Genomic DNA, 15,844 nt, shown 5'->3' on the forward strand with positions numbered 1-15,844 from the left:
GAGAACGTGGCAGGAAAACCGGTCAGGCCCACGAACGCGATCGACCAGACCCGGCGGATGCTCTCCCTGGTGACCTATCTGCGTGAGCGCCCCGGCGCGCGCGTCGGGGATGTCGCCCGGGCCTTCGGGATCACCGAGGACGAGCTGATCTCCGACCTCGACGTGCTGCCGCTGTGCGGGACCAGCTTCCGGGGCGGTGACCTCCTCGACATCGACACCGACGGTGACCGCATCTGGTGGCACAACCCGGCCGCCCTGGCGGCGGAAGCGGCCGAACCCCTTCGTATCGCGGCCGACGAGGCGACCGCGCTGCTGGTGGCCGCCCGCGCGGTGTCCACGCTGCCCGGGCTGCGCGAGGGTGACCGGCAGGCGTTGCTGCGCGCCACCGCCAAGGTGGAGGCCGCTTCGGGCGAGGCGGCGGGCGCCAGCTCCCGGCTGTCGGTGACCTTCGAGTCCGAGGGCGGGGTCTTCGCGGACGTCGACCGGGCGATCTCCGAGCGGCGCCGGCTGTGGATCCGCTACTACTCGCCCTCGCGGGACGAGCTCACCGAGCGCGAGATCGACCCGATCCGCCTGGTCAGCGTCGGACACACGTATGTGGAGGCGTGGTGCCGCCGCTCCGAGGCGCGCCGCACCTTCCGGCTCGACCGGGTCGCCGAGATCCGCATCCTCGACGAGCCGTCCGCGCCGCCCGAGGTCGAGCTGCGGGACCTCTCCGAGGGGCTGATGCAGCCGGCGGCCGAGGATCCCGAGGTGGTCGTCGAGGTCGGTCCGGGCGGTCGCTGGGTCGCGGAGTACTACCCGCACGACAGTGCGGATGAATTGCCGGACGGCGGGTTGCGTATCACCTTGCGGACCCCCGACCCCGCGTCGCTGCGACGGCTGGCGCTGCGGCTGGGTGGGGACGGCCGGATCGTGTCGCCTCCGGAGCTGGCGGACAGCGCCCGCGAGGCGGCTCGGGAGGCACTCGCGGCCTACGACGGGCTCGAGGGAGATCAGGACGGACCGTACGACAGGCGGGAGCAGGGGCTTTGACCACGTCGGCGATGTCGGGTGCGTCGGGGACGGCCGGTACCTCGGAGAGGGCGGGCGGTTCGGTGAAGGCGGGCGGATCGGTGAAGGCGGGCGGCGGGGAGCGGGCCGGTGCGTCCTCGGGCGCGGCGGAGATGACGGTCGTCACCGCGTTCGCCGGTATGCGCAGAGTCGCCGACGTGCTGTTCAAGGCGGGCTGCCCCGACTGCCGGGCCCGTCTGGAACTCAGGGCGAACGCCCTGATGCTGGCCATCGGCGCCTCCAGCCGCACCACCTTCTACTCCTTCACCTGCACCGAGTGCGGCTCGGCGGTCCGCAAGCCCGCGGGCGAGCGCGTCGTCGAACTGCTCACCGGGGGCGGGGTGCGCACACTGCGCCTGCACTCGACGGCCTAGGGTCGACCTCATGTTCTGGTCGATGTTCGCGATTGTTGTGGGTTTTCTGGGAGTCGCCGTTCTCGGGGTGCTCGCTGTCCGTGTCTTCGTGGAGGCGGAGCGTCTCGGGAAGCAGGTCGCGGACTCCGCGCGCCGTATCAACCAGGCGGCCGACGACCTCGAGAGGGCGGCCGTCGGGGTCGCGCGTTCTGTTGATGCCGTATGACCTTTCAGGGATCCCGGTATGAGTCCGTCGACGGCCCCGTAATGAGCCGTTTGAGCCTGTCGACTTGCCGGTGAGGGCGGGTACGCTTCTGATCGTGGTCCGGAGAACGAGGCGCGGGCCGCGAACTGGGAGTACGCACAGGGATTGCCCCGCGTTTACCCCTGAGCGTTACGATCGCTGTCATCACGACGTTCGGACACATGTCCGACCGATCGGACAGCACCCCGACCCAGCCGCCTCGGTGAGAAGGTAAAGACTTATGTTCGGAAGGCTCGGCGCTCCCGAGATCATTCTCATCCTCGTCGTCATCATCCTGCTGTTCGGCGCGAAGAAGCTTCCGGACATGGCGCGGTCCCTCGGTAAGTCCGCGCGCATCCTGAAGAGCGAGGCCAAGGCGATGAAGGACGAGGGCAGCACCCCCGCCCCGGCCGGTCCGCCCAGCACCGACGAGCAGACCCCGGCTCAGCGCACGATCCAGGCCGCGCCCGGCGATGTGACCAGCTCCCGCCCGGTCAGCGAGCCGACGGACACGACCAAGCGCTGACGCAGGGCCGGACCCCTCCGGCCCGCCGCACGAGATGAGGACGTGGGTTGCCCGAGTCTGCCCGCAAGAAGGATAAGGATCCCGAGGGACGGATGCCCCTTGCGGACCACCTTCGTGAACTCCGCAACCGGCTCGCGAAGGCGATGCTGGCCATCGTCGTCGTCACGGTCGTGGCCGCCTTCTACTACAACGACATCATCAATTTCTTCACCAAGCCGGTGCTGGACTCCGTCGGGTGTCCTTCGACCTTCGCCGAGCTGGCGAAGATGCCCAAGGGCCAACAGTGCGCGCAGATCACGATCAACGGTCTGCTCGCTCCCTTTACTCTGGCGTTGAAGGTCTCGTTGATGGCCGGTGTCGCGATCGCCTCCCCGGTCTGGCTCTACCAGCTCTGGGCGTTCGTCGCGCCGGGTCTGCACAGGCACGAGAAGAAGTACGCGTACGCGTTCGTCGGCACCGGCGTTCCGCTGTTCTTCGCCGGTGGGCTCTTCGCCTACAAGGTGCTGCCCACCACCGCGAAGGTCCTGATCGGGTTCACTCCGAAAGACGTCAACAACCTGTTGCCGCTGGACGACCTGCTCGACCTGGTCACGCGTATGGTGCTCGTCTTCGGTCTCTCCTTCGAGCTGCCGCTGCTGCTGGTCATGCTCAACCTCACCGGCATCCTCACCGGCAGGCGCATGCTCGGCTGGTGGCGGGCCATGATCATGGGCATCACGGTGTTCGCGGCCATCGCCACGCCGAGCACCGACCCGCTGACGATGTTGGCGCTCGCGGTACCGATCTGGGTCCTGTACTTCGGCGCCGTCGTCTTCTCGCTGGTGAACGACCGGCGCAAGCGGCTCCGCGAGGCCGAGGGTCCGGCCGACGACGAAGCCTCCGACCTGGACCTCACGCCCGAGGACATCGGCGAGGTCGAGAGCGTGTCGTCCCGTCGCGGACTGCCCGAGCAGTCGAGCACGGACCGGGTCAACGGTTATGACGACGTGACCTGACGAAGCCCGGAGATCTCGTAAGGTCAGGGCCGTGACCAGCGAGATCACCCTTTTCGTCAACCCCACCGCGGGACGCGGCCGGGGCGCCCACGCGGCGCAGCCGGCCGCTTTCGCATTGCGGGAGGCGGGATTCTCCGTCCGTACGGTCCTCGGGGAGAACGCCGAGGACGCCCTCACCCGCGCGCGTGCGGCCGTCGAGGGCGGCACCGGCGCCCTCATAGCCGTCGGGGGCGACGGCATGGCGAACCTCGCCCTCCAGGCCGTCGCCGGCACCCGCACCCCGCTCGGCCTGGTCGCCGCCGGCACCGGGAACGACTTCGCCCGCGCCCTCGGACTTCCGGTGCGTGACCCGGCGGCCGCGGGACGGCTGATCGCCGAGGCCCTCAAGGGGGCGCGGCTGCGCGATGTCGACCTGGGCCGGGTCAACGGCACCTGGTTCGGCACCGTCCTCGCCTCCGGCTTCGACTCCCGGGTCAACGACCGCGGCAATCGCATGCGGTGGCCGGTCGGCCGTTTCAAGTACGACCTCGCCATGCTCACCGAGCTGGCCGCCCTCGAGCCCCTCCCGTACCGGATCACCCTGGACGACGGCGAGGTCCGGGAGATCGGCGCGACCCTCGTCGCGGTCGGCAACGGATCGTCGTACGGCGGCGGGATGAGGATCTGCGCGGGCGCCGACCTGGGGGACGGGCTGTTCGACGTCACGGTCGTCGGGGGGTGCAGCCGCACGACCCTGCTCAAGGTGTTCCCCAAGGTCTACCGGGGCACCCACCTCGACCACCCCGTGGTCTCCGTGTACCGGGCCGTCAAGGTCGAACTCGTCGCCGAGGGTGTCACCGCGTACGCGGACGGCGAGCCGCTGGGGCCGCTGCCGCTCACCGCGGAGTGCGTGCCCGCGGCGGTGCGCGTCGCAATTCCCTGAGCTGCGGGGATCCGGGGTTTCAGATAAGCGGATCCGGATATTGATCGTCATGTTGTCAGCGCCTGCCGGTAGTCTCGAAAGCACGATGACAGAGGACCTCTCACCGGCCGAGCGGTATGCGGCAGCACGGAAGCGCGCTGTCGAGCAGGCCACCGCGCTCGCCTCCTTCCGCGAGATGTACGACTTCGGCCTCGACCCCTACCAGATCGAGGCCTGCCAGGCGCTCGAAGCGGGCAAGGGTGTGCTTGTGGCCGCGCCCACTGGCTCGGGCAAGACGGTCGTCGGCGAGTTCGCCGTCCACCTCGCCCTCCAGCAGGGCAAGAAGTGCTTCTACACCACGCCGATCAAGGCGCTCTCGAACCAGAAGTACGCCGATCTGTGCCGCCGTTACGGCGCGGACAAGGTCGGCCTGCTCACCGGCGACAACAGCGTCAACTCAGATGCCCCGGTGGTCGTCATGACCACCGAGGTGCTGCGCAACATGCTGTACGCGGGCTCCCAGACCCTTCTCGGCCTCGGCTATGTGGTCATGGACGAGGTGCACTACCTCTCCGACCGCTTCCGTGGCGCCGTCTGGGAGGAAGTGATCATCCACCTCCCGGAGTCGGTGACCCTGGTGTCACTCTCGGCGACCGTGTCGAACGCGGAGGAGTTCGGCGACTGGCTGGACACCGTGCGCGGCGACACCGAGGTGATCGTCTCCGAGCACCGGCCCGTGCCGCTGTTCCAGCACGTGCTGGCCGGGCGCCGGATGTACGACCTCTTCGAGGAGGGTGAGGGCAACAAGAAGGCGGTCAACCCCGACCTCACCCGCCTGGCCCGGATGGAGGCCAGCCGTCCCTCGTTCCAGGACCGCAGACGCGGCCGTGCCATGCGGGAGGCCGACCGTGAGCGCGAGCGCCGGCAGCGCTCGCGGATCTGGACGCCGGGCCGGCCCGAGGTCATCGAACGGCTTGACGCCGAGGGCCTGCTGCCCGCGATCACGTTCATCTTCAGCCGCGCCGCCTGCGAGGCCGCCGTCCAGCAGTGCCTGTACGCGGGCCTCAGGCTGAACGACGAGGAGGCACGCGCGAAGGTCCGCGAGATCGTCGAGGAGCGCACCGCCTCGATCCCCTCCGAGGACCTGCACGTCCTGGGCTACTACGAGTGGCTGGAGGGCCTGGAGCGCGGCATCGCGGCCCACCACGCGGGCATGCTGCCCACGTTCAAGGAAGTCGTCGAGGAACTCTTCGTACGCGGCCTGGTGAAGGCGGTGTTCGCGACCGAGACCCTGGCGCTGGGTATCAACATGCCCGCCCGCTCGGTGGTGCTGGAGAAGCTCGTCAAGTGGAACGGCGAGCAGCACGCCGACATCACACCCGGCGAGTACACCCAGCTCACGGGCCGGGCCGGGCGCCGCGGCATCGATGTCGAGGGTCACGCCGTCGTGCTGTGGCAGCGCGGCTTCAGCCCCGACCACCTGGCGGGACTCGCGGGCACCCGCACCTACCCGCTGCGCTCCAGCTTCAAGCCGTCGTACAACATGGCCGTGAACCTGGTCGAGCAGTTCGGCCGGCACCGCTCGCGCGAACTCCTTGAGACGTCCTTCGCACAGTTCCAAGCGGACAAGTCGGTCGTCGGGATCTCCCGGCAGGTGCAGCGCAACGAGGAGGGGCTCGAGGGCTACAAGGAGTCCATGACCTGCCACCTCGGGGACTTCGAGGGGTACGCGCGGCTGCGTCGCGAGCTCAAGGACCGCGAGACGGAGCTGGCCAAGCAGGGTGCGGCGCAGCGGCGTGCCGAGGCGGCCGTCGCGCTGGAGAAGCTCAAGCCGGGTGACATCATCCATGTCCCGACCGGCAAGTTCGCGGGCCTGGCGCTGGTCCTCGACCCGGGGCTGCCCGCGGGCCGGTCCAACGGCCACCGCGGCTTCGAGCACAGCGACGGACCGCGCCCGCTGGTCCTCACGGCTGAGCGCCAGGTGAAGCGGCTGGCCTCGATGGACTTCCCGGTGCCGGTCGAGGCGCTGGAGCGGATGCGCATCCCGAAGTCCTTCAACCCGCGCTCCCCGCAGTCCCGTCGTGACCTCGCCTCCGCGCTGCGCACCAAGGCCGGGCACATCGTCCCCGACCGGCTGCGCAAGCGGCGCTCCGAGGCGGCCGACGACCGTGAGATCGCCCGGCTGCGCACCGCGATCCGCGCCCACCCCTGCCACGGGTGCAACGACCGTGAGGACCACGCCCGTTGGGCCGAGCGCTACCACCGGCTGCTGCGTGACACCAAGCAGCTGGAGAACCGCATCGAGGGCCGGACGAACACCATCGCCCGCACCTTCGACCGGATCGTCGCCCTCCTCACCGAGTTGGACTACCTGCGCGGTGACGAGGCCACCGAGCACGGCAGACGGCTCGCCCGGCTGTACGGCGAGCTCGACCTGCTGGCCAGCGAATGTCTGCGCGCCGGGGTCTGGGACGGCCTCAGCCCGGCCGAACTCGCCGCCTGTGTCTCGGCGTTGGTGTACGAGTCGCGGGTCGGCGACGACGCGATGGCGCCGAAGCTGCCGTCCGGCAAGGCCAAGGCCGCGCTCGGTGAGATGGTCCGCATCTGGGGCCGCCTCGACGCGCTGGAGGAGGACTTCCGGATCACCCAGTCCGAGGGCGTCGGCCAGCGTGAGCCGGACCTCGGCTTCGCATGGGCCGCCTACGAGTGGGCCTCCGGCAAGGGCCTCGACGAGGTGTTGCGTGAGGCGGAGATGCCCGCCGGTGACTTCGTCCGCTGGTGCAAGCAGGTCATCGACGTCCTGGGCCAGATCTCGGCCGCCGCGCCCGTCTCCGGCGGCGAGGGCTCGACGGTCGCCAAGAACGCGCGCAAGGCGGTCGACGGCTTGCTGCGCGGGGTGGTCGCCTACTCGTCGGTGGGCTGAGCCGACCTGTGGCCCGGTCGTTCATGGTGCGCTGCCTCCCTACCGGGGGGGCGGCGCACTTCTGTACGCGGATCACGGGGAGAGGGGTGCACCTTGATCCCGTTCGTCCCGTTCGCTCAGCTCCAGCTCGCCGAGGGCTCGTGCGGCCCCTGATGCGGCACGGGGCGGCCCGTGCAGGCGTCCAGGACGATACGGTCGCCGATCGGGCGCGTCAGTTTCACCGTTACCTTCGCGCGGATCATCTCGCTGGTGCAGGGACCCCTCCGGGCTCCGAGGACGGACGCGGACAGCACGACACTGGTCCGGGTTTCCAGTACGTGCACGGCGGGTCCGGAGTCGCAGGCCCCGTGGTCGGCCAGGACCGTGATGGACCGGCCGTCTCCGGTCACCCCGGCGAGTCGGTCGAGGGGGGTCAGTGTGTGGGCGGCGACATTCCGGATCGGCCTGATCGGTGACTCGGGGAGCTTCGAGGGGCCGACGGCGGCGCGCTTGAGCGGAGTGTCGTAGCCCTCCAGGGTGAACAGCCAGGCCGGAACGGTCGCCGGACCCCGGCTGGTGGCCAGGGTCATCTCGCCCGGCTTCACCCCGGTCACGGTCAGATGCGGGCCGTCGTTCCCGCCGCGTGCCACGGTCTCGTACGCCTTCCGTGCCTCCAACAGTGGCAGGGTGAGGGAGGCTCCGCTCTTCCACTTCACCGCCCCGTCCTTCCGCGGGAGTGCCGGAAGCTCGCCCCGCAGAGCGAAGTTCTGGGAGGTGAAGGCCCGTTTGTCGGCTTCGTCGCGCAGGCCGCCCTCGGGCAGCTGGACCACGTCACCCATCGGGTGGTAGCCCGCGCGCCACTGCCGAGCGGCCTCGGACCCGTCCCAGGCGTCGGCCACCTGGCGGGCGCGGGTCTGCGCCCGCGGTTCTTGAGCGGTGTCGCGGGTGCCCGCGTCGTGGCCGCCGGCCCTCTCGCTGCCGCACCCCGTGACGGCACCGGCTCCGGCGGCGAAGAGGGCGAGGGTGACGAGCAGGCGGGCGGTGCGTGTGGTCTTGGCATGCATGGGTCCCCCGGGGGGCCGGCGCTGACGAGCGGAAAGTGAGTGGTGCGGGGCGAAGATCGTGCATGCCTGTGACGCCCCGGCCCCCGGGCACGTTCGGCCCGTCCCGCTTTCCGCGATGCTTTTTTGCCGCATCGTGATCCGTCGGCCTTCCGGCCCGACCGCCGCCGCGACCCCCCTTGAGGAGCCGCGCCCGGCGAACATCATGAGGTCAGGCGCGTGCCCGGAGGTAGCCGCGCCAGCCGCCGTACTCCGTGATGTCCTCGGCGCCTTCGAGCGCGGCGGGCTCGCACAGGAAGCCCGGAACGTGGGTGCCGTCGGCCAGTTCGACCCGGCCCAGTGCCATCGGCCGGGGCAGGTCGGCGAGCAGTCGGCCGAGGCCCTCCGCGGGCAGTCGCCACACCTCCGCCTCGATGCCGGCCCCGCCGCCCTCGCCGACATGGACCAGGCCCGGCTTGGGCGGGGTGGTGGACAGTGCGTGCAGACGGTAGGCGGACGCCGTCGTGGTCGTACGCTCCCACTCCGCGCCCCGGGCGAGGAGTTGGGGGTTCAGCGGCTGGCCGGACAGGTGGGCGCCGACCACCGCGATCCGCAGCCGCGGCTGGAGCAGCGCGGCGATCCGGGCGAGGCGTTCGTCGGTGAACGCCGGGCCGATCAGCATCACGCCGAAGGGTAGAGCGGCGGGCGTGAGACCGGCCGGGACGGCGACCGCCGCCAGGTCGAAGAGGTTGGTGGAGTTGGTGAAGCGGCCCAGCCGGGCGTTGGTACCGAGCGGGTCGGCGGCGACCTCAGCGAGGGTGGGGTGGCCGGGTGCGGTCGGCAGCAACAGGGCGTCCGCGTCCCCGAGTTCGGCGAGGGCCCGGGCGCGCAGGGCGGCCAGCCGGTCCTGGTCGGCGAAGAGCCGATGGGCCGGGATGTCCCGGGCGCGGGTGATGATCCCGGCGACGGTCGGGTCGAGCGCCTCACCCCCCTCAGTGATCAACTTGTCGACAAAACCACCCACAGCCGTGTAGCGCTCGGCGACGAACGCGCCCTCGTAGAGCATCGCCGCCGCCTCCGTGAACGGGGTGAGGTCGAGCGTGCGCACCTCGGCCCCGGCCGCAACGAGCTGGTCCACGGTGGCCTCGTACGCCTGTGCCCAGCCCTCGTCGAGTTCGCCGAGCTGTGCCGTCGGGGGGACGGCCACGCGCCAGGGGCCGGGGGTGCGCTGGGGGAGTGCGGGGAGTTCGCGTCCGGAGGGGGACGCCATGTACGCGAGGGCCTGTTCGGCCTCCGGGAGCGTACGGGCGAACACGGTCACGCAGTCGAGCGAGGCGCAGGCCGGGACGACACCGGTGGCCGGGACCAGGCCGCGGGTGGGCTTGAGGCCGACGATGCCGTTGAAGGCGGCGGGGACGCGTCCGGAGCCGGCCGTGTCGGTGCCGAGCGCCAGGTCGACGATGCCGAGGGCCACGGCCACGGCCGATCCCGAGCTGGAGCCGCCGCTGATTCTGGCCGGGTCCAGGGCGCCCCGTACGGCACCGTACGGGGAGCGGGTGCCGACCAGGCCGGTGGCGAACTGGTCGAGGTTCGTGGTGCCGAGGACGAGGGCGCCGGCCGCGCGCAGGCGGGCGACCGCGGGGGCGTCGCCCTCCGGGGTGTACGCGTAGGCCGGGCAGCCGGCGGTGGTCTTCAGGCCCGCGACGTCGATGTTGCCCTTCGCGGCGAGGAGCTTGCCGGCGAGGGGGAGGTGTTCGCCCGCGGCGAGGCGGGCGTCGATGGCCTGGGCTTCCTTCTCGACCTCTGCCAGCGGGCGGAGGTCGATCCAGATCTCGGGGCGGTCGACGGTTTCGATGCGGGCGTAGGCCGACTGGACTCGGGTCAGGACGGACATGGGTTGCTCCTGGTTCTTCGGGCGCGGGCCGGTGGGTGGTGTGTGCCCACCCGTTCCGCCCCGCGGAACGCCTGCCCACACACCACTGGGCGTTTTACGGCACCGTTGGACCTGCGGATGTCAGGACCACCAGTGCCGTGCCCGCTTCCACTTGGGCGCCCGGCTTGGTGAGGACCTGTTGGACCACTCCGTCCATCGGGGCGGACACCCTGGACTCCATCTTCATCGCCTCCAACGCCAGCAGGGGCTGGCCGGCCGTCACCCGGTCGCCCGGCTTGACGTTCAGCTGCCATACGGAAGCCGCGAACTCGGCCTCGATCAGACGGCCGCCCGCGGGGACGGTCACCTCGGTGGCGGGCGCCGCGGGCGCCGAGGCGGCGTCCGCGCGGTCGAACTCGCCCGCCGCCTCCCAGTCGTCCCGCTCGGCGGAGAACGCGGCGCCCTGCCTGGCCCGGAACTCGGCGATGGACGCGGAGTCGGCGGCGAGAAAGGCCTCGTACTCGGCGAGCGAGAAGACGCCCTCCTCGATCCGGGGCACGAAACGGCCCGAGATGATGTCGGCGCGCAGGTCGAGGAGTTCGTCGGGCTCGACGGGGTACCACTTGATGCGGTCGAAGAAGCGCAGCAGCCAGGGCGAGCCCGGCTCGAACCCCCCGCGCTGCTGCCATCCCGACCACACCTGGGTCGTACGGCCGACGAACTGGTAGCCGCCCGGGCCCTCCATGCCGTAGACGCAGAGGTAGGCGCCGCCGATGCCGACCGAGTTCTCGGCGGTCCAGGTGCGTGCCGGGTTGTACTTGGTGGTGACCAGGCGGTGGCGCGGGTCCAGCGGGGTGGCCACCGGCGCGCCCAGGTAGACGTCGCCCAGGCCCAGGACGAGGTACTCCGCTTCGAACACCGTGCGGTACACGTCGTCCACCGAGTCCAGGCCGTTCACGCGGCGGATGAACTCGATGTTCCACGGGCACCAGGGCGCGTCGTCGCGGACGCCCGCCATGTAGCGGGCGATCGCCTCACGGGTCGCCGGGTCGTCCCAGGAGAGGGGGAGGTGCACCGTGCGGGAGGGGACGACCAGCTGGTCGCTCGGCGGGAGGGTGCGGGCTATGTCCCGTACCGCGGTGAGGAGTTCGCGCTGTGGAAGCCTGCCGGGGTCCGTCTGGATCTGCAGGGAGCGGATGCCGGGGGTCAGGTCCGTGACGCCGTCGAGCGCGGCCTCGGTCACCGCCTCCATCAGCGCGTGGACGCGCATGCGCAGCGCCAGGTCCAGTTGTGGCGGTCCGAATTCGACCAGTAGGTTGTCGTCGCCGCTGCGGCGGTACGTCACGTCGCCGTCCCGCGCGAGCACCCCGCCGTCGACGATCGCGGGCCGCTGCGAGCCGTCGTCGGCGAGCGGCGCGAAGCGCACGGTGTCGCCGGGGCGCAACTGACCGAGCTTCCAGCGTTCCGTGCTGACGACCGTCGCCGGGCAGACGAAGCCGCCGAGCGAGGGGCCGTCCGGGCCGAGCAGCACCGGCATGTCGCCTGTGTAGTCCACGGCGCCGACCGAGTACGGCGTGTCGTGGATGTTGGACGGGTGCAGGCCCGCCTCGCCGCCGTCGGTGCGCGCCCAGCGGGGCTTCGGACCGACCAGCCGTACGCCCGTGCGCGCCGAGTTGAAGTGGACCTTCCAGTCGGCGGCGTAGAAGTCGTGGATGTCGTCCTCGGTGAAGAACTCCGGTGCGGCGTGCGGGCCTTCGAGCGCGCCGACCCGCCAGGCGGCGGAGAACACGGGGCGGTCGCCGACCGGTACGGGAGCCCTGTGATCCGTCGCCGAGCCGCCGTGCAGCACGTCGCCCGTCCGCAGGGCGCGGCCCCCGTGCCCGCCGAACCGGCCCAGCGTGAAGGTGGACGCGCTGCCGAGGAACGCCGGTACGTCGAGGCCTCCGCCCGCGACCAGCACATAGGTGCGCAGGCCGTGTTCGGTGGGGGCACCGACCTCCAGCAGGGCCCCCGCCGGTACCGTCACCGGCTCCCACTGCGCGACCGCCGTGCCGTCCACGGTGACCGGCGCCGGAGCGCCCGTGACGCAGACCGTCGTGGTGTGGGTGAAGCGCAGGGCCGGCCCCTGGAGGGTGCACTCCAGACCGGGTGCCCCCTCGTGGTTGCCGAGGGCGCGGTTGCCGAGCCGGAAGGAGAGGTCGTCCATCGGGCCGCAGGGGGGCACGCCCACCTGCCAGTAGCCGGTGCGGCCCGGCCAGTCCTGGACCGTGGTGAGGGTCCCGCCGGAGACGACCTCGATGCGCTGAGTGGGATCGGTGACTTCGGCCAGCGTGGCCGTCGAGTGCGTCGCCCGCCGGAAGGAAGGGTCGGCGAGTGCGGCCCGCACCAGCCCCAGGTTGGTCTCGATGCCGTCCACCCGGGTCCTGGCCAGTGCCTCGTCGAGGCGTTCCAGCGCGTGCGCCCGGTCCGAGCCGTACGCGATGACCTTCGCGAGCATCGGGTCGTACGACGTGGTCACCTCGGTGCCCGTCTCCACCCAGCCGTCCACGCGGACGCCGCCGGGGAACTCGACCCGCGTCAGCAGGCCCGCGCTCGGCCGGTGGTCGCGCGAGGGGTCCTCGGCGTACACCCGGGCCTCGACGGCGTGACCGCGCGGTGCCCCCGGTTCTTGTACGACCTCCGACTCCCCGCGCGCGAGCCGCAGCATCCAGGCGACGAGGTCGACGCCGTAGATCTCCTCGGTGACCGGATGTTCCACCTGGAGGCGGGTGTTGACCTCCAGGAAGTAGGCCTCCTCGCGGGCGGCGTCGTAGACGAACTCGACCGTTCCGGCAGAGCGGTATCCGACAGCGGCACACAAGTCTTTTGCCGCCGTGGCGAGTTGGGCGCGGACGGAGGACGGCAGGCCCGGTGCCGGGGCCTCCTCCAGCACCTTCTGGTTGCGGCGCTGGAGCGAGCAGTCCCGGTCGCCGAAGGTGACGACCCGGCCCCGGCCGTCGCCGAAGACCTGTACCTCGACATGGCGGGCGTGCTCGACCAGCCGCTCCAGGAAGACGCCGGCGGAGGAGAAGGAGGCCGCGGCGACGCGTTGCACCCGCTCCCACGCCTCGGTCAGTTCGTCGGCGGAGCGACATGCCGACATACCGATGCCGCCGCCACCGCCGGTGGCCTTCAGCATGACGGGATAGCCGATGCGGGCGGCCGCCTCCAAGGCCTCCGTGAGGCCGGGGAGAAGTCCCGTGCCGGGCGCCAGCGGCACCCCGGCCGCCTCCGCCGCGGCCCGCGCCGTGTGCTTCGCCCCGAACAGCTCGAGCTGCTCCGGCGTCGGTCCCACGAACACGATTCCGGCGTCCTCGCAGCGCCGTGCGAAGGCCGCGTCCTCGGACAGGAAGCCGTACCCGGGGTGGATCGCCCCGGCCCCGGTGTCCTTGGCCGCCTTCAGGACGAGGTCGGCGTCGAGATACGACTCCTTCGCGGGCGCGGGCCCCAGCCGTACCGCCTCGTCGGCGAGCCGGACGTGGGGCGCGCCGCGGTCGGCGTCGGAGTACACGGCGACCGTGCGCAGGCCGAGTTCGCGGGCGGTGCGGATGATCCGTACCGCGATCTCGCCGCGGTTGGCGACCAGCAGGGTGTCGAAGGTCATCCCGTCGCCCCGCTCGCCTCGATGCTCATTTCCACCGCGGTCGGCTCGAAGCCGTTGCAGGGGTTGTTGATCTGCGGGCAGTTGGAGACCAGCACGAGGACGTCGCACTCGGCGCGCAGGGTCAGCGTGAGCCCCGGGGCCGAGATGCCGTCGACGATGCCGAGGGTGCCGTCCTTCTCGACCGGCACGTTCATGTACCAGTTGATGTTCGAGACGAGATCGCGCTTGCCGAGGCCGTACTTGGCGCCCTCCGCGAGGAAGTTGTCCACGCAGGCGTGCTGGGACCAGGTGTGGTGGCCGTACCGCAGGGTGTTGGACTCCTTGGAGCAGGCGCCGCCGACCGTGTCGTGCCGGCCGACCTCGTCCGCGACCACGGTCATCAGCGGGGTGTGCTCGTTGGACATCAGCACGCTGCCGGTGGTGAGGAAGAGGTTGCCCTGCGCGTGGATCGTGTCGGGCGCGCTGTAACGGACGGCCGTGTCGTGGGCGTCGTACACCAGGAAGTCGACGGCCTGGTTGCCGTGCAGGTCGGTGACGGTGAGCGTCTGACCGGTGCGGACGACGGCGGACCAGGCGGCCCGGGCCAAAACCACGGTCTTCATGCGATCCCCCTCGCGGCAAGGAACTCGGCGGTGTTCAGGAAGGCGCGGCGGCTCTCGGGTGTGGCCTCCCACAGCGGGTCGCCCGGCACGGTCGCGGCCGCGCGCCAGGCGAGGACCTCCAGCGGAGTGCTGACGTACTCCGTGCGGGGGTCGACGGGGTGCGGCACGTTCGTGATCAGCACGGTCACGTCCTGCTCGGCGCGGAGCGTGACGCTGCCGCCGGGGCCCGCCGAGCCGATGAAGTCCAGCGAGCCGTCGTCGCGGACCCGCACGCCCTGGAAGAAGGAGAGCGAGGGCGGCAGGTCACGGGGTTCGAGGCCGTTCTTGGCGGCGGCCAGCTTGAAGAGCTCGCGGCCCGCGGGGGACGCGGACTGCGGGGTTCCGTCGCCGTAGCGCTGGGTGTTGCGTACGAGGGTGGAGGTGCCGCAGAGCGTGTCGTGGTGGCCGGAGGTGTCGGCGACCAGGGAGGCGAGGACGCGGCCCTGGTCGGAGAGGAGCAGCTGCCCCTCTCCCAGGTAGGCGTTCCACTGGACCTTGACCGTGTCCGCCACGTTCAGGCGCTCCCATGGGCGGTCGGCGGCGTACAGGAGCAGGTGTGCGCAGGCGTCGCCCCTGAGGTCGGTCAGCCTGAGTTCCGTGCCGCGGGCCAGCACCTTGTGCGTGTAGTTGCCGGCCGCCACGGTCTCCGCCCACACCAGGTGGCCCGCCTCGCAGGGGGGCGCGGGCCAGGCGCTCGCCGGAACGACGGGCATGGCCTCCGTGCGGGAGCCCTCTTGTGCCCGGGCGTGGGCACGGGCTCCGTATGTGGTCGCTGTCGCCATCGCGAGTCCTCCGGCTCCTGGGTGGTTTCTGTCGCTCGACAGAAATTAGGGGCGGGGAGGGTCGGAGTCGTATCCCGAGTGTTGCCGGACGGTTACCGACCCCTCACGGGTCGCTCCGCGGACTTGAGGGTGCGGGTCGTTCGTGGCTGGGCGTGCGGTTCCTCGTGCCCCTTGGGGGCGGAGCCGTGTGCGAGGATCGAACGCATGGGAAGTGGTGGCGGGCGACGGGTCGGACGGCCTCGGGCTGCGCAGCGGCCGGACAGCGGGCTGTCGCCGCGGGACGAACTGCTCGACGCCGCCGCCGAGTTGTTCACCACGCGGGGGTACGCCGCGACGACCACCCGTGCCGTCGCCGAGCGGGCCGGTATGCGCCAGGCGTCGATGTACCACTATGTCTCCGGCAAGGAGGAGCTGCTCGCCGAGCTCCTGGAGTCCACCGTCACGCCCTCGCTGGCCTTCGCCCGGGAGCTCCTCGCCGACGACGCGACCCCGCCCGAGGGCCGGCTGTGGGAGCTGTGCCGCACCGACGTGGAGCTGCTCTGCGGGGGCCCGCACAACCTGGGCGGGCTGTATCTGCTGCCCGAGGTGCGCGCCGAGCGGTTCGCCGGCTTCCATGCCGTACGGGCCGAGTTGAAGGACACCTACCGGCAGCTGCTGGCCGCGACGGCCACGGGTGGCTCGTTCGTCAAGAGTGAACTCGACCTGCGGACGGATCTGCTGTTCGGCCTCATCGAAGGGGTCATCCTCGTGCACCGGTCCGACCCCGAGCGGCCCGCGTCCGCGTTCGCCGAAGCAACCGCCGACGCGGCGCTGCGGATCGCCGGAATCTGACGTACCGCCCTGTGCAGGTGCGGTTTTCGCATGCCCGTACGCCGTTACTCATCGTGTACG

Annotated in this window: 13 protein-coding genes; 8 read left to right on the forward strand and 5 right to left on the reverse strand. The window is 71.3% G+C overall.

The genetic code is table 11. The features are described 5' to 3' along the window. The first annotated feature begins 6 nt into the window (after nt 1-6). The 7 genes from OG819_RS26495 (at nt 7) to OG819_RS26525 (ending at nt 6,995) form a co-directional block, all read left to right on the forward strand. Nucleotides 7-1,035, forward strand: a complete 1,029-nt coding sequence (locus tag OG819_RS26495) for a YafY family protein (RefSeq protein ID WP_266623389.1) — start codon at nt 7-9, stop codon at nt 1,033-1,035. Beyond that, entirely contained in the window at nt 1,032-1,427 is a 396-nt protein-coding gene (locus OG819_RS26500) for a hypothetical protein (RefSeq protein WP_266623387.1), read from the forward strand. The genes OG819_RS26495 and OG819_RS26500 overlap by 4 nt, the downstream gene beginning before the upstream one ends. A gap of 10 nt (nt 1,428-1,437) precedes the next feature. Further along, complete coding sequence (locus tag OG819_RS26505) at nt 1,438-1,632, forward strand: hypothetical protein (RefSeq protein ID WP_266415963.1); 195 nt, start codon at nt 1,438-1,440, stop codon at nt 1,630-1,632. Nucleotides 1,633-1,891: 259 nt separating this feature from the next. Then, entirely contained in the window at nt 1,892-2,176 is a 285-nt protein-coding gene (gene tatA / locus OG819_RS26510) for a Sec-independent protein translocase subunit TatA (protein ID WP_266415965.1), read from the forward strand. A gap of 47 nt (nt 2,177-2,223) precedes the next feature. Continuing rightward, nucleotides 2,224-3,171 carry a twin-arginine translocase subunit TatC gene (gene tatC / locus OG819_RS26515; RefSeq protein ID WP_266623385.1) on the forward strand — a complete coding sequence of 316 codons (948 nt, stop codon included), beginning with the start codon at nt 2,224-2,226 and terminating at the stop codon, nt 3,169-3,171. Between the two features lie 31 nt (nt 3,172-3,202). Then, on the forward strand, nt 3,203-4,093 hold the full coding sequence (locus tag OG819_RS26520) for a diacylglycerol kinase (protein ID WP_266651325.1): 891 nt from the start codon (nt 3,203-3,205) through the stop codon (nt 4,091-4,093). A 40-nt stretch (nt 4,094-4,133) separates the two neighbouring features. Beyond that, on the forward strand, nt 4,134-6,995 hold the full coding sequence (locus OG819_RS26525) for an RNA helicase (RefSeq protein WP_266623383.1): 2,862 nt from the start codon (nt 4,134-4,136) through the stop codon (nt 6,993-6,995). 116 nt (nt 6,996-7,111) lie between these two features. Here OG819_RS26525 and OG819_RS26530 read toward each other — a convergent pair whose 3' ends face one another. The 5 genes from OG819_RS26530 to OG819_RS26550 all read right to left on the reverse strand — a co-directional run bounded on the left by OG819_RS26530 (nt 7,112) and on the right by OG819_RS26550 (nt 14,953). Beyond that, entirely contained in the window at nt 7,112-8,038 is a 927-nt protein-coding gene (locus tag OG819_RS26530) for a hypothetical protein (RefSeq protein ID WP_266651326.1), read from the reverse strand. Between the two features lie 208 nt (nt 8,039-8,246). Then, entirely contained in the window at nt 8,247-9,908 is a 1,662-nt protein-coding gene (gene atzF / locus OG819_RS26535) for an allophanate hydrolase (protein WP_266651327.1), read from the reverse strand. Nucleotides 9,909-10,002: 94 nt separating this feature from the next. Next, nucleotides 10,003-13,530 carry a 5-oxoprolinase/urea amidolyase family protein gene (locus tag OG819_RS26540; protein ID WP_266623377.1) on the reverse strand — a complete coding sequence of 1,176 codons (3,528 nt, stop codon included), beginning with the start codon at nt 13,528-13,530 and terminating at the stop codon, nt 10,003-10,005. Further along, nucleotides 13,527-14,132 carry an urea amidolyase associated protein UAAP2 gene (locus tag OG819_RS26545; protein WP_266581290.1) on the reverse strand — a complete coding sequence of 202 codons (606 nt, stop codon included), beginning with the start codon at nt 14,130-14,132 and terminating at the stop codon, nt 13,527-13,529. Before OG819_RS26545 ends, OG819_RS26540 begins: the two co-directional genes overlap by 4 nt. Beyond that, complete coding sequence (locus OG819_RS26550) at nt 14,129-14,953, reverse strand: urea amidolyase associated protein UAAP1 (protein ID WP_266651328.1); 825 nt, start codon at nt 14,951-14,953, stop codon at nt 14,129-14,131. Before OG819_RS26550 ends, OG819_RS26545 begins: the two co-directional genes overlap by 4 nt. A gap of 204 nt (nt 14,954-15,157) precedes the next feature. Here OG819_RS26550 and OG819_RS26555 point away from each other — a divergent pair, with 204 nt between their 5' ends. Continuing rightward, nucleotides 15,158-15,784, forward strand: a complete 627-nt coding sequence (locus OG819_RS26555; RefSeq protein ID WP_266623373.1) for a TetR/AcrR family transcriptional regulator — start codon at nt 15,158-15,160, stop codon at nt 15,782-15,784. Nucleotides 15,785-15,844 lie beyond the last annotated feature (60 nt).

This window comes from Streptomyces sp. NBC_01549 (assembly GCF_026339955.1).
In the GTDB taxonomy this organism is placed as follows: Bacteria; Actinomycetota; Actinomycetes; order Streptomycetales; family Streptomycetaceae; genus Streptomyces.